The sequence below is a fragment of the Bacillus sp. 16GRE42 genome (assembly GCF_019837435.1).
GTDB lineage: Bacteria > Bacillota > Bacilli > Bacillales > Bacillaceae_G > Bacillus_A > Bacillus_A wiedmannii.
In genome coordinates this window covers 2,046,138-2,061,070 of sequence record NZ_JADAXF010000001.1, presented here as the reverse complement: position 1 = coordinate 2,061,070, position 14,933 = coordinate 2,046,138, and the positions used below count along the sequence as shown (strand labels likewise).

Annotated in this window: 14 protein-coding genes; 13 read left to right on the top strand and 1 reads right to left on the bottom strand. The window is 36.3% G+C overall.

Annotated features, from left to right (window positions below):
• Nucleotides 1–283 precede the first annotated feature (283 nt).
• From citZ to ILS93_RS10670, 4 genes are all read left to right on the top strand, one after another.
• Nucleotides 284–1,432 (top strand): citrate synthase, encoded by a 1,149-nt coding sequence (citZ, locus tag ILS93_RS10685; RefSeq protein WP_002073260.1) that lies wholly within the window; start codon nt 284–286, stop codon nt 1,430–1,432.
• Nucleotides 1,433–1,592: 160 nt separating this feature from the next.
• Complete coding sequence (gene icd, locus ILS93_RS10680; protein ID WP_064474608.1) at nt 1,593–2,885, top strand: NADP-dependent isocitrate dehydrogenase; 1,293 nt, start codon at nt 1,593–1,595, stop codon at nt 2,883–2,885.
• 19 nt (nt 2,886–2,904) lie between these two features.
• The gene (gene mdh / locus ILS93_RS10675) at nt 2,905–3,843 is read left to right on the top strand and encodes a malate dehydrogenase (RefSeq protein ID WP_064474609.1); all 939 of its coding nucleotides are present in this window, start codon (nt 2,905–2,907) and stop codon (nt 3,841–3,843) included.
• 216 nt (nt 3,844–4,059) lie between these two features.
• On the top strand, nt 4,060–4,533 hold the full coding sequence (locus ILS93_RS10670) for a MaoC family dehydratase (RefSeq protein WP_000914190.1): 474 nt from the start codon (nt 4,060–4,062) through the stop codon (nt 4,531–4,533).
• Between the two features lie 56 nt (nt 4,534–4,589).
• Here ILS93_RS10670 and ILS93_RS28680 read toward each other — a convergent pair whose 3' ends face one another.
• Nucleotides 4,590–4,721, bottom strand: coding sequence for a hypothetical protein (locus ILS93_RS28680; RefSeq protein ID WP_001265022.1), 132 nt, complete (start codon nt 4,719–4,721; stop codon nt 4,590–4,592).
• An 89-nt stretch (nt 4,722–4,810) separates the two neighbouring features.
• On the opposite strand from ILS93_RS28680, the gene ILS93_RS10665 reads away from it, so the two are divergent.
• The 9 genes from ILS93_RS10665 to speD all read left to right on the top strand — a co-directional run bounded on the left by ILS93_RS10665 (nt 4,811) and on the right by speD (nt 14,712).
• Nucleotides 4,811–5,047 carry a hypothetical protein gene (locus tag ILS93_RS10665; protein WP_064474610.1) on the top strand — a complete coding sequence of 79 codons (237 nt, stop codon included), beginning with the start codon at nt 4,811–4,813 and terminating at the stop codon, nt 5,045–5,047.
• Nucleotides 5,048–5,206: 159 nt separating this feature from the next.
• Complete coding sequence (phoP, locus tag ILS93_RS10660) at nt 5,207–5,926, top strand: two-component system response regulator PhoP (RefSeq protein ID WP_001065222.1); 720 nt, start codon at nt 5,207–5,209, stop codon at nt 5,924–5,926.
• Nucleotides 5,919–7,682 carry a sensory box histidine kinase PhoR gene (gene phoR / locus ILS93_RS10655; RefSeq protein ID WP_001032126.1) on the top strand — a complete coding sequence of 588 codons (1,764 nt, stop codon included), beginning with the start codon at nt 5,919–5,921 and terminating at the stop codon, nt 7,680–7,682. Before phoP ends, phoR begins: the two co-directional genes overlap by 8 nt.
• Before the next feature lie 283 nt (nt 7,683–7,965).
• Entirely contained in the window at nt 7,966–10,599 is a 2,634-nt protein-coding gene (gene polA, locus ILS93_RS10650; RefSeq protein WP_064474612.1) for a DNA polymerase I, read from the top strand.
• 12 nt (nt 10,600–10,611) lie between these two features.
• Nucleotides 10,612–11,442, top strand: a complete 831-nt coding sequence (gene mutM, locus ILS93_RS10645) for a DNA-formamidopyrimidine glycosylase (protein ID WP_098096588.1) — start codon at nt 10,612–10,614, stop codon at nt 11,440–11,442.
• A 72-nt stretch (nt 11,443–11,514) separates the two neighbouring features.
• A complete protein-coding gene (ytaF, locus tag ILS93_RS10640) occupies nt 11,515–12,147 on the top strand; it encodes a sporulation membrane protein YtaF (protein ID WP_000281739.1) in 633 nt (210 codons plus the stop codon).
• A gap of 53 nt (nt 12,148–12,200) precedes the next feature.
• On the top strand, nt 12,201–12,803 hold the full coding sequence (coaE, locus tag ILS93_RS10635; RefSeq protein WP_064474613.1) for a dephospho-CoA kinase: 603 nt from the start codon (nt 12,201–12,203) through the stop codon (nt 12,801–12,803).
• Between the two features lie 109 nt (nt 12,804–12,912).
• Nucleotides 12,913–13,941 carry a glyceraldehyde-3-phosphate dehydrogenase gene (locus tag ILS93_RS10630; protein WP_000198978.1) on the top strand — a complete coding sequence of 343 codons (1,029 nt, stop codon included), beginning with the start codon at nt 12,913–12,915 and terminating at the stop codon, nt 13,939–13,941.
• A gap of 387 nt (nt 13,942–14,328) precedes the next feature.
• Nucleotides 14,329–14,712, top strand: a complete 384-nt coding sequence (gene speD / locus ILS93_RS10625; RefSeq protein ID WP_002003660.1) for an adenosylmethionine decarboxylase — start codon at nt 14,329–14,331, stop codon at nt 14,710–14,712.
• Nucleotides 14,713–14,933 lie beyond the last annotated feature (221 nt).

Genomic DNA, 14,933 nt, shown 5'->3' with positions numbered 1-14,933 from the left:
AGACTTTACACCAGATAAAATAAAAACAACATAAAACAATTTTATAATGATATTGTTTTATGTTGTTTTTATCATAAAACTCTTCGGAATTAATTTTCCTCACTAACTTGTTGTTTTGAGCGTGAGGATTCGGGGAGACATTCACGCTCATGCTTTCCATGTAGACAATGGACATAAGAGGGGAACATCGCAATAAATTTGCATGATCGTGCATTTTGCTTGCCTAAAGAGTGAACGGGCGTTCATAATTCAAAAGGGGAGCAAATAGATATAAGGAGCAAGGTTGGGAGAATTTTCAGGAAAAGGAGAGAATGTCATGACTGTTATTCGAGGTTTAGAAGGGGTAGTAGCAACAACATCATCTGTGAGCTCTATTATTGATGATACATTAACTTATGTTGGGTATAATATTGATGATTTAGCTGAGAATGCTACATTTGAAGAAGTAGTGTACTTATTATGGCATCGCAAGCTTCCTAATGAACAAGAACTAGCGAAATTTAAAGAGACTGTATCGGAATACTATAAAGTTCCAGGTGAGATTTTAACATATTTGAAACAAGTAGATTTAAAAATCGCACATCCGATGTCTGTTTTACGAACTGCAATTTCCATGCTATCATTATACGATGAGAGCGCTGAAATTATGGATGAAAACTCCAATTATTTGAAAGCGGTTAAATTGCAGGCTCAAGTGGGAACTTTAGTTGCTGCTTATGCAAGAATTCGTAAAGGTTTAGATGTTGTTGAGCCTAGAAACGATTTATCATTAGCTGCAAACTTCTTGTACATGTTAAATGATCGCGAGCCAAATGAAGTTGAAATTGAAGCTTTTGATAAGGCGCTTGTACTTCACGCAGATCATGAGTTAAACGCTTCTACATTTACTGCACGCGTTTGTGTAGCTACACTTTCAGATGTATATTCTGGTATTACAGCAGCAATCGGTGCGTTAAAAGGTCCTCTTCACGGCGGGGCAAATGAAAATGTAATGAAGATGCTAACTGAAATTGGCGAAGAAGAAAATGTAGAATCATATATTCATAATGCTCTTCAAAATAAAGTGAAAATCATGGGCTTTGGCCACCGTGTATATGAGCAGGGTGATCCGCGTGCAAAACATTTACGCGAAATGTCTAAGAGATTATGCGTGCTTTTAGGAGAAAACAAATGGTATAATATGTCTATCAAAATTGAAGACATTGTAACAAAAGAAAAAGGTCTTCCGCCAAATGTTGATTTCTATTCAGCTTCTGTATACCATTGTTTAGGAATTGACCATGACTTATTTACACCTATTTTTGCAATTAGCCGTATGTCAGGCTGGTTAGCTCATATTCTAGAACAATATGAAAACAACCGTTTAATCCGTCCACGTGCTGATTATAATGGACCAACACATCAAGTGTACGTTCCAATTGCACAACGATAAGCAAAAAACACTATTTTGATAGTGAAAATACGCTTTCAAAAGTCTGATTTTTTCGGAAAGACGTAATGATTAGAATATTTTAATTTAAATAACGGTTTGAACTGAGGGGTTATTCCCTCAGTTTCATACATATGAAATTTCAAACATGGGGGTTATCACATTGACGACAGGTGAAAAAATTACTGTAACTAATGGTGTTATGAATGTACCAAACAATCCGATTATTCCATTTATCGAAGGAGATGGAATTGGTCCTGATATTTGGGCAGCTGCATCTCGTGTACTAGAAGCAGCAGTTGAAAAAGCTTATGATGGTGAGAAGAAAATCGTTTGGAAAGAAGTGCTTGCAGGGGAAAAAGCATTCAACCAAACAGGCGAGTGGTTACCAGAAGAAACTTTAAATTTAATCCGTGAATATTTAATCGCGATTAAAGGTCCACTTACAACTCCAGTTGGCGGTGGTATTCGTTCTCTAAACGTAGCACTTCGTCAAGAATTAGATTTATATGTATGTCTACGTCCAGTTCGTTATTTTGATGGTGTTCCTTCACCTGTAAAACGTCCGGAAGATACTGATATGGTTATTTTCCGTGAGAATACAGAAGACATTTATGCTGGAATTGAATATGCACAAGGATCTCCGGAAGCAGAAAAAGTCCTTGCTTTCTTAAAAGAAGCAATGGGTGTTAATAAAATCCGCTTCCCAGAAACATCTGGTATTGGTATTAAACCAATCTCAGAAGAAGGGACAAAGCGTCTTGTTCGTGCTGCAATTCAATATGCAATTAACGAAAAGCGTTCTTCTGTTACATTAGTTCATAAAGGAAACATTATGAAATTTACAGAAGGTGCTTTCAAAAACTGGGGTTACGAAGTAGCGGAACAAGAATTCGGCGATAAAGTATTTACTTGGGCTGAATATGATCGTATCGTTGAGAAAGATGGTAAAGATGCAGCGAATAAAGCGATGGCAGACGCTGAAGTGGCTGGAAAAATCATCGTAAAAGATTCTATTGCAGACATCTTCTTACAACAAATTTTAACTCGTCCACGTGAGTTCGATGTTGTTGCAACAATGAACTTAAACGGAGACTACATCTCTGATGCACTTGCTGCACAAGTAGGTGGAATTGGTATTGCACCTGGTGCAAACATTAACTATGTGACTGGACATGCTATCTTTGAAGCTACACATGGTACAGCTCCAAAATATGCAGGTTTAGATAAAGTAAACCCATCTTCAGTTCTTCTTTCTGGTGTATTATTATTAGAGCACTTAGGATGGAACGAAGCTGCGAATTTAGTAACTGATTCAGTTGAGAAAACAATTGCTTCAAAAGTAGTAACTTATGATTTCGCACGCTTAATGGAAGGTGCAACAGAAGTGAAATGTTCTGAGTTCGCTAATGAACTTATTAAAAATATGGATGTAGCGATAATCAAAAACGCATAATTAAAGTGGGGGGTAAATTATGACAATCAAACGCAAGAAAGTTTCAGTCATCGGTGCAGGATTTACAGGAGCAACAACAGCATTCTTATTAGCACAAAAAGAACTTGCAGATGTTGTATTAGTGGACATTCCACAACTGGAAAATCCAACAAAAGGGAAAGCGTTAGATATGTTAGAAGCGAGCCCAGTACAAGGTTTTGATGCTAACATTATTGGAACATCTAATTACGAAGATACTGCTGATTCTGACGTTGTCGTTATTACAGCAGGTATTGCGCGTAAGCCTGGTATGAGCCGTGATGACTTAGTAGCAACAAACTCTAAAATTATGAAAAGTATTACGCGCGACATTGCAAAACATTCACCAAATGCGATTATTGTTGTATTAACAAATCCAGTTGATGCAATGACATATTCTGTATTTAAAGAAGCAGGATTCCCGAAAGAGCGTGTTATCGGTCAATCGGGCGTATTAGATACAGCTCGTTTCCGTACATTTATTGCACAAGAATTAAATCTTTCTGTGAAAGATATTACAGGATTTGTTCTTGGTGGACACGGTGACGATATGGTACCTCTTGTACGTTATTCTTATGCAGGTGGCATTCCGTTAGAAACGTTAATTCCGAAAGAGCGTTTAGAAGCAATCGTAGAACGTACCCGTAAAGGTGGCGGCGAGATTGTAGGCTTATTAGGAAACGGTAGTGCATATTACGCACCAGCTGCTTCTTTAGTTGAAATGACAGAAGCAATCTTAAAAGATCAACGCCGTGTATTACCAGCTATTGCGTACCTTGAAGGTGAATATGGTTATAGCGACCTTTACTTAGGGGTACCAGTAATTCTAGGTGGTAACGGAATTGAAAAAATTATTGAGTTAGAACTTCTTGCAGATGAAAAAGAAGCGTTAGATCGCTCTGTAGAATCTGTACGTAATGTAATGAAGGTTCTTGTTTAATAATTAAATATAAGCGGAAAAAGATTCGGGGCCCCGAATCTTTTTCTACTATTTATTCAAATGTTTTTTTGAAATAATATGAAAACGCTATCATTTGGTGTATCCTATAATGAAACTATAGATTTATACTATACATTGCCCTCATCATAGTAAAATTCGGATAAGGTATCGATTTTAGTAGGATAATAAGGTGAAAAAATCGGAGGGGGTTGTAACATGTTAAAGAAAAAAGTTCAAATTGGTCGTAGAATGGATGAAATTACAGTAGGAGAGAAATTATCTATCACTGAAAAAATTGAGGATAAAGATTTGTTATTGTACTTAGGGTTAACGAATGATGCCAATCCATTATATATTCAGCATGATTACGCATCCCAAACTCCGTATGAAAAGCCGATTGTACCAAGCATTATGCTAACTGGAATGATTACAACGGCAGTTACGAAATATTTACCAGGTCCAGGTAGTCATATTACTAGGAAGGACCTTACGTTCGTGAAGCATGTTCACCATTATGAAACGTTACAAATCCACTTTGAAGTTGTGGCTGTTTCTGAGGAGGAACATACAATTGATATGCTTGTATCTGCTCATGATGAAAAAGGAGAAACGGTTGTAAAAGGTTCCTTAACAGTAACACCGCCTTTTAAATCAGTTTCTATTATGGAAAAAGCATTAGATAATTTTTAAAACATGAAAATATGAATAGCGCTAGCATACCTTACTATAAGGGACTAGCGCTATTTTTAGTTGAAAAACCCTTCTTTAAACCCTTCGGCAAATTCTGAACAACCTGTTTTAATCGTATCCCAGCTTGGTACGTTAAAAGTAAGGAAACATGTTACTACTAAAGTTAAAATAGGTAGTAATACTCGCATAATAGCCCCCGGAATTGTGTTTATTTATATATTTAAATTAATAATATATTTATTGGTAATTGAAGTCAATGAAAGGGGTGATTATTAAGATGAAGTGGAAAAGAGAAGATGTTATCTTTGAAACGATAAGAGAAGCTGAAGTGTGGGCAGACGGGGTCGCGAATGAAATGTATGGAAGAGTATTTGATGGATATGAAACGCTAGACTATAAAATAGCGTATGCTCTTGCGTTTTTGTTAGCGCAAAATCGAGAATTTAATATTTATACGAATGTGGAGTTTAATAACGATATAGAAGTGTATAAAGTATGGATAACAACAAGTTAATTAAGCCGAGTGGAGTTGTTTTTAGGAATAATGATAGTACAAACGAGCTCCATGAATAGACAATTATATTGAGAGGGACCTTATTTTCTAGTATGATGAGAATAACGGGGAAAATGCTAGGATGAAGAAGGTTTCAAGTCTATAACTTGGAGGAAAAGAATGAACAATCGTATTTTAGTAGTTGATGATGAGGAGTTTATCTTAACTTTAATTGAATTTAATCTACAACAAGCTGGGTTTGAAGTGATAACAGCGATGGATGGAGAAATGGCGCTTCAAAAAGCGACAACAGAACGCCCAGATTTAATTATATTAGATTTAATGCTTCCAAAAATGGATGGTATGGAAGTGTGTAAAGAATTACGATTGCAGCGCGTTATGACGCCGATTTTAATGTTAACAGCAAAAGATGATGAATTTGATAAGGTGCTAGGTCTTGAACTTGGGGCAGATGATTATATGACGAAGCCATTTAGCCCAAGGGAAGTTGTTGCGCGTGTGAAGGCAATTTTGCGCCGCACGAAATTACAACAAGAAGAACAAGTGAAAGAAGCGTCAGATGAAGAGAGCATCACAATTGCTGAACTTAAAATTTTGCCGGAATTTTATGAGGCTTATTTCCAAGGAAGAAAGCTTGAATTAACACCAAAAGAATTTGAACTACTTGTTTATCTTGCGAAAAATAAAAGTCGCGTGTTGACACGTGATCAATTATTAAGTGCTGTATGGAACTATGATTTTGCTGGTGATACACGAATTGTTGACGTTCATATTAGCCATTTGCGCGATAAAATTGAACAAAATACGAAAAAACCGACGTACATTAAAACGATACGTGGTTTAGGATATAAATTAGAGGAGCCAAAAGGGGATGAATAAATTTCGTTCCAGGCTTCTTTTTACATTTGTTTCTCTTATTGTTTTTATTTTAGTTGGACTAGGTTTATTACTGGAAACCGTGTTTGAAAACTACTATATAGATCATGCCAAAGAGAGAATGGTAAAAGAGACAGAGTATGTTGCGGTATTAGCAGAAGAACAGGGTTTTGATGATGTTTTAAAAAATCCATATGTATTTGAAAAGTTAGAAGAAAAAATACAGGCTTCTATTGCATTTGTAGATGAAAAAAAGAAAGTTCAATATAGCGGAGGAGAACAGTCTGCTTTTAGCCAAGGGATAATTAAAGAACTTACTTCTGAAACAACGAAACAAAGAAATAAAGTCATTACGAAAGAAACAGAGCAGAATAATGAATTTTACCATGCGGTGTTCGTTCAAGATGTAGCAGGAAAACAAGGGTACATTTTGGTAAAAAGTACAATTGAGCCTTTGAAATCTGTTCATCAAAAAACGTGGGGATTATTAATTATCGGATTTGTTATCGCTTGTCTCGTAGTCGTATTTTTAGGTATGAAAATTACAGGGCAATATATTAGGCCGATTGAATCCGTTACGAAAGTTGCTATCGAATTAGCGAAGGGAAATTATAAAGCACGCGCTTATGAGAGTCATTCGGATGAAACGGGAATGCTGAGTAAAGCGATTAATATTTTAGCCCGTAATTTACAAGAGATGACACTTGAGCAAGAAATGCAACAAGATCGTCTGCATACGTTAATTGAAAATATGGGAAGCGGAATGATTTTAATTGATAGTCGCGGTTATATAAACCTTGTAAACCGTTCGTATAAGGAGACTTTCCACGTAACAGATGAAGAATATTTAGATCGTTTATATTATGAGTCGTTTCATCATACAGAAATTATAGAGCTCGTGGAAGAAATCTTTATGACAGAAGTGAAAGTGCGTAAACAAATGTTATTGCCGCTTGGAATTGAGCGAAAGCATTTCGAAGTATATGGAGCACCGATTATCGGGACGAACCATGAATGGAAAGGGATTGTCCTTGTATTCCATGACATTACTGAGCTAAAGAAATTAGAACAAATGAGAAAAGACTTTTTAGCGAATGTTTCTCATGAACTAAAGACACCGATTACTTCTATTAAAGGTTTTTCAGAAACGCTCTTGGACGGTGCTATGGATAATAAAAAATTCTGCGAACATTTCTTGCACATTATTTTAAAAGAAAGTGAACGCATGCAAGGGTTAATTGAAGATTTATTAGATTTATCAAAGATTGAGCAACAAGGATTTAAATTGAGTATGGGGACCGTTGATATGAAGGGACTTCTTGAAGACATTCATATGGTGCTTGATAACAAAGCAGGAGAAAAGGAAATTTCTTTACAAGTAAATGCGCTAAAAGGAGTCTCGGTCATTGGAGATCCAAGTCGTTTGAAGCAAATCTTTATTAATTTAATGAATAACGCAATCGTATATACGCCGGCTGGAGGCGTTGTTTCTGTAGAATTAGCAGAAGATAAATATAATGCTTATATAAAAGTATCGGATACCGGAATTGGTATTAGTAAAGATGAAATTCCGCGTATTTTTGAACGCTTTTACCGAGTGGATAAAGCGAGAAGTAGAAATACTGGTGGTACAGGCCTTGGATTATCGATTGTAAAGCATTTAGTTGAGGCACATCACGGTACGATTACAGTGGATAGTGAAGTTGGGGAAGGGACAACATTTACAGTTGTTTTACCAAAATCAGCAACTGAAAAATAGGATGAAGGATATTTACAATATATTAACAATGGCTTAATTAAATATTAATAAAGGTCTGTTAATATAATACATGAAAACCCCTTCATCCAAGGAGTAATTTTGGACGAGAATAGTTATGCTGTTCTCGTCACTTCCCTTTTATGTTAGTAAACGTTTGTATATATAATAGAAAATAGCCGTTATTTTTCTTCTCTCTATTAGTCATGTTAATATAGAGAGAGGAAAGGAACGGTTTTTTTCTGTGAAAAAAATCATTTCAAATTTGTATGGGGAGGTTTCTGGTTTGGAAAAAAAGGTCGTATTAGTAGATGGTAATAATATCGCGTATCGTGCTTTCTTTGCACTACCGCTTTTAAATAACGACAAAGGTATACATACGAACGCAATTTACGGTTTTACAATGATGTTAATGAGAATATTAGAGGAAGAAAAACCAACGCATATGTTAGTAGCGTTTGATGCGGGTAAAACGACATTCCGTCATAAAACGTATAGTGAGTATAAAGGAGGGCGTCAAAAGACTCCACCTGAATTATCAGAGCAATTCCCGTTTATTCGTGAGATGCTTGATGCTTTCAACGTACCGCGTTATGAATTAGAAAATTATGAAGCGGATGACATTATGGGGACGTTAGCGAAAGAAGCGAGTGAACAAGGGTTTCATGTAAAAGTTATTTCAGGAGATAAAGACTTACTGCAACTTGTTTCAGATAATACACTCGTATGTATTCCTCGCAAAGGGATTACAGAAGTGGATGAATATACGAAAGAAGCTTTATTTGAGAAATACAGCTTATCACCAAAGCAAATTATTGATATGAAAGGTTTAATGGGAGACCAGTCAGATAATATTCCAGGTGTACCAGGAGTTGGTGAAAAAACTGCGATTAAATTGTTAACACAGTTTGAAACGGTCGAGGCAGTGTATGAAAATATAGATCAAGTAAGCGGGAAGAAATTAAAAGAAAAGCTAGAAGCAAATAAAGACCAAGCTCTTATGAGTAAAGATCTTGCAACTATTATTACAGATGCACCGATTACAGTGCATGTGGATGATATGGAGTATAAAGGGTATGAAGCAAGTGATGTCATTCCAATGTTCGAGAATTTAGGATTTACATCCCTTTTAAATAAATTAGGTGTTACGCCAGAAGAAACGACTCCAGCTGAATTAGATGATATTACATTTGATATTGTGGATGAAGTTACCGAAGAAATGCTTCAGCAAGATAGTGCGCTTATTGTTGAAGTACAAGAAGATAACTATCATAGAGCGGACATTCAAGGTTTTGGTATTCAAAATGAAAATGGCTGTTACTTTATTCAAACAGACATTGCTCTTAAGTCAGACGCTTTTAAAGAGTGGCTTGCAGATGGAGAAATGAGAAAGCATACATTTGATGCGAAGCGCGCAATCGTTGCACTTAAATGGAACGGGATAGATATGCAAGGGATTGACTTTGATCTATTAATCGCTGCTTATTTACTTGACCCGGCTGATACGGATAAAGATTTCCGTACTGTAGCAAAAATGAAAGAAACACATGCTGTGAAATCCGATGAAGAAGTTTACGGAAAAGGTGCGAAGCGTGCTGTTCCAGAGCTAGAAGTAGTAGCGGAGCATGTAGCTCGTAAAGTGCACGTATTATATGATGTAAAGCAAACATTCGTAGAAGAGTTACAAAAGAATGAGCAATATGAACTGTTTACAGAGTTAGAATTACCACTTGCGCGTGTATTAGCTGATATGGAAGTAAAAGGTGTAAAAGTTGATACGGAGCGTCTTCGTAATATGGGAGAAGAACTTGCAGGTAGATTAAAGGAAATGGAACAGGAAATTTATAAGCTTGCGGGAACAGAATTTAATATTAATTCACCGAAGCAGCTTGGTGTTATTCTGTTTGAGAACTTAAACTTACCAGTTATTAAAAAGACGAAAACAGGTTATTCTACGTCAGCTGATGTACTAGAAAAGCTTATGGATCGCCATGAAATCATTCCAAACATTTTACATTATCGTCAATTAGGGAAACTGAATTCAACTTATATTGAAGGTTTATTAAAAGTTGTACATGAAGATTCATCTAAAATCCATACTCGTTTCAATCAAGTATTAACGCAAACAGGTCGATTAAGTTCAACGGATCCGAACTTGCAAAATATCCCGATTCGATTAGAAGAAGGAAGAAAGATTCGTCAGGCATTTGTTCCATCAGAAGAAGGATGGATTATGTACGCGGCAGATTATTCACAAATTGAACTTCGCGTATTAGCTCATATTGCAAATGATAAAGGGCTAGTTGAAGCGTTCCAACATGATATGGATATTCATACGAAAACAGCGATGGATGTATTTGGCGTTGAAAAAGATGAAGTAACTTCGAATATGAGACGACAAGCGAAAGCTGTCAATTTCGGAATTGTATATGGTATTAGTGATTATGGTCTTTCACAAAACTTAGGAATTACAAGAAAAGCAGCAGCGGAATTTATTGAAAAGTATTTAGAAAGTTTCCCTGGTGTACAAGAATACATGAGTGACATCGTAAAAGATGCGAAACAAAAAGGGTATGTGGCTACATTATTAAATCGCCGCCGTTATATTCCGGAAATTACGAGTCGTAATTTCAATTTACGTAGCTTTGCTGAGCGTACGGCTATGAATACACCAATTCAAGGGACTGCAGCAGATATTATTAAAAAAGCGATGATTATTATGGCAGACCGTCTAGAAGAAGAAGGATTACAGGCGCGTCTACTTCTGCAAGTACACGATGAATTGATATTTGAAGCGCCAAAAGAAGAAATTGAAAAATTAGAGAAGCTTGTACCAGAAGTAATGGAGCATGCAATTGAACTCGCAGTTCCGCTGAAAGTTGATTATTCTTACGGTCCAACTTGGTACGACGCAAAATAAGGAAGTGATGAAATGCCTGAATTACCAGAGGTTGAAAACGTCAGACGGACACTTGAAAATCTTGTGACAGGAAAAACAATTGAAGATGTTATTGTTACCTATCCAAAAATAGTAAAACGTCCGGATGATGCAGAAATCTTTAAAGAAATGCTAAGAGGCGAAAAGATTGAAAATATAAAGCGAAGAGGAAAGTTTTTGCTTTTATATGTAACGAATTATGTTATTGTTTCACATTTGCGTATGGAAGGTAAGTTTTTACTGCATCAAGAGGACGAGCCAATTGATAAGCATACACACGTCCGTTTCTTATTTACAGATGGAACTGAACTACATTATAAAGATGTGAGGAAGTTTGGTACGATGCATCTCTTTAAGAAAGGTGAAGAATTGAATCAAATGCCTCTTGCTGATTTAGGTCCGGAGCCGTTTGATGCTGAATTGACACCGCAGTATTTACAAGAAAGATTGCAAAAGACCAATCGTAAAATAAAAGTCGTATTATTAGACCAGCGTCTTTTAGTAGGGCTTGGAAATATATATGTAGATGAAGTTTTATTCCGTTCTCAAATTCATCCGGAACGAGAAGCTTCGTCTTTAACAGCAGAAGAAATTGAACGAATTTACGAGGCGACTGTTACAACGTTAGGTGAAGCAGTGAAGCGAGGCGGAAGTACAATTCGAACGTATATGAATTCGCAAGGGCAAATTGGCTCATTCCAAGAACTTCTAAATGTATACGGAAAAAAAGGAGAACCATGTGTGACTTGCGGTACGATAGTAGAAAAAACAGTTGTTGGCGGAAGAGGAACGCATTACTGCCCGATTTGTCAGCCGAGAATATAGAAAAGAGATAACATCGGATAGGCATTTGTCATATACATACAGCAGGGCTATGTATAAGGGAGGAGCTTACCGATGTACCTTTATTTATCTCTTATTTTATTAGCTTTTACATTAAGCTTAGATAGCTGTAGTGTAGGGCTAACATATGGTTTAAGAAGCGTAAGAATTCCACTAAGATCAATTATAATTATCGGAATGTGTTCAGCGGCTGTTATGCTTGTTTCAATGGGAATTGGACATATGATCGCGAAAATATTTTCACCTGTTATCGCAACGCGTATCGGTGGGCTTGTTCTTATTGGAATAGGAATTTGGGTATTATACCAATTTTTTCGAAGTGAGAAAAAAGAAGAACCAAAGCAAGAGGAGAAGGTTTGGAAATTAGAAATTGCTTCGCTCGGGCTAGTGATTCAAATTTTACGGAAACCGACTGTTGCAGATTTTGATAAATCAGGCACCATTTCTGCAGGAGAAGCGTTACTTCTTGGTATCGCTCTTTCTATAGATTCGTTCGGTGCTGGAATTGGTGCATCTTTATTAGGGTATGCGCCCGCTATGATGGCAATATTGGTTGCGGTTATGAGTTCTTTGTTTTTATTTATTGGAATGAAACTTGGAACGGTTTTATCAAATATGAAATGGTTACAAAAATTTACATTCCTGCCTGGGGTATTACTCATTATTATTGGAATTTGGAAAATGTAAGTATGGGCGTGGAACATTAGTTTCGCGCCTTTTATATTGTGAGGAGGATTATGATGACAGTAGTAATTGGATTAACGGGAGGCATTGCAAGTGGAAAAAGTACAGTGTCTCAAATGTTTCGTGAACTGAGTATACCAGTTATTGATGCGGATATTATTGCAAGAGAAGTTGTAGAGCGAGGAAAACCAGCATATAACAAAATAGTAGAAGTGTTTGGAACGGAAGTATTACAAGAAGATGGAGAATTGGATCGGGCGAAATTAGGAAGTGTCGTTTTCTATAATGAAGAAAAACGATTGCAGTTAAATAAAATTGTTCATCCTGCAGTGCGTGAGGAAATGAATACACAAAAGGAAAAGTACATAAAGGAAGGTATGCAAGCGGTTGTGTTAGATATACCTCTCTTATTTGAAAGTAAATTAACAAGTCTCGTGGACCGCGTTTTAGTTGTAGCGGTTAAGCCACATACACAATTAAAACGTTTAATGAAACGAAATAATTTTTCAGAAGAAGAAGCAACAGCTCGTATTCAATCTCAAATGCCGTTAGAAGAAAAAGTGAAAAATGCAGATGAAGTGATAAATAATGATGGCACAATTATGGGAACGAAAACACAATTACAGGTGATTTTAAAGAATTGGAACATTATTGACTAAAAAATTGTGAAATTAATGAAAATGCTTAGTGACATATCCCCTTTTTGTGTTATACTATTATTGGGATTGGAGATAAATAGTATAACGCATTCAAGGGGGATAACATATTATGACTCGTGTGGCAATTAATGGATTTGGACGTATTGGGAGAATGGTATTTCGTCAGGCAATAAAAGAAAGCGCATTCGAAATTGTAGCAATCAATGCAAGCTATCCATCTGAAACGTTAGCACATTTAATTAAATATGATACAGTTCACGGCAAGTTTGACGGAACAGTAGAAGCATTTGAAGATCACTTATTAGTTGATGGAAAAATGATTCGCCTTTTAAACAACCGCGATCCAAAGGAATTGCCTTGGACAGATTTAGGTGTTGAAGTTGTAATTGAAGCAACTGGTAAATTTAATTCAAAAGAAAAAGCAATTCTTCATGTTGAAGCTGGAGCGAAAAAAGTTATTTTAACAGCGCCTGGTAAGAATGAAGATGTAACAATTGTAGTTGGTGTGAACGAAGACCAACTAGATATTACAAAACATACTGTTATTTCAAATGCATCTTGCACAACAAACTGTTTAGCGCCTGTTGTTAAGGTGTTAGATGAGCAGTTTGGAATTGAAAACGGTTTAATGACAACTGTTCATGCTTATACAAATGACCAAAAAAATATTGATAACCCACATAAAGATTTAAGAAGAGCACGTGCTTGCGGACAATCAATCATTCCGACAACGACAGGTGCTGCGAAAGCGCTTGCAAAAGTTCTTCCGCACTTAAACGGAAAACTTCATGGTATGGCACTTCGCGTACCAACACCAAACGTGTCTCTTGTTGACTTAGTAGTAGATGTAAAACGTGATGTGACAGTAGAAGCTATTAATGAAGCATTCAAAACTGTTGCAAACGGTGCGTTAAAAGGCATTGTAGAATTCAGCGAAGAGCCTTTAGTATCTATTGACTTTAATACAAATACACACTCAGCTATTATTGATGGTTTATCTACAATGGTAATGGGTGATCGTAAAGTGAAAGTACTTGCTTGGTATGATAACGAGTGGGGCTACTCTCGTCGTGTTGTAGATCTTGTAACGTTAGTTGTTGACGAATTAGCGAAACAAAAAAATGTGCAACATATTTAAGTGAATAAGGGAGAGGGCAAGTGGATATTTGCCTTCTTTTTTTATTTTTTTCTGAAAAGGAAAAAAATTATATAAGTATATTTTTGAAAGTGGACATACCACGAAACGTTGTGATTACTGTATTTGTGAATCGTTTATTTTTTTTAGGGAAAAGTAAAGAGGAAAATATGACAGAAAATCGAAAAAACTGTTGTTGCAAAATGAAAATAAACAAAGTATACTAACACTCGTAAACTTAAGAGCTGAGGTACGTAGTCACTACTTAAAGGGTTAGGACCTCTCTGGACTAACTTTCCCCCGTGGTAGTGGAGCAAGCCAAATTGCAAATTAGTTTTCAATTCGAACAGTTAGAATAAATTTACAAGGGGGAACTGTAGAATGGATACTATGGATACGATGGGTCGTCACGTAATCGCTGAACTTTGGGATTGCGATTTCGACAAGCTTAATGACATGCCGTATATTGAACAATTATTTGTGGATGCAGCACTGAGAGCTGGTGCTGAAGTGCGTGAGGTTGCTTTCCATAAATTTGCACCACAAGGTGTAAGTGGAGTAGTAATTATCTCGGAATCACATTTAACAATTCATAGCTTTCCGGAGCACGGTTACGCAAGTATTGATGTTTATACTTGTGGGGATCGTATTGATCCAAATGTTGCTGCAGAATATATTGCAGAAGGTTTAAACGCGAAAACGCGTGAGAGCATCGAGCTTCCTCGAGGCACTGGTAGCTTCGAAATTAAGCAGAGAGAAACAAAAGCTCTTTAAAAAAGAACATAATTGATTTAAAATGTAAAGAGGTGTATAATGCACCTCTTTTTTAGTTTATAAAAAAGGAAAAATATAACGTACTCGTTAGTGAGATAAATTGAGCTCTTACGAATAAGTTAGCACCCCATCTACCATCTTATTTTTGAAAACGAGATGATAAAATAATGTGCTTAAACTTAAAGTGGTAAGAGAGTTAGAATGAGTTATATAATATTGTA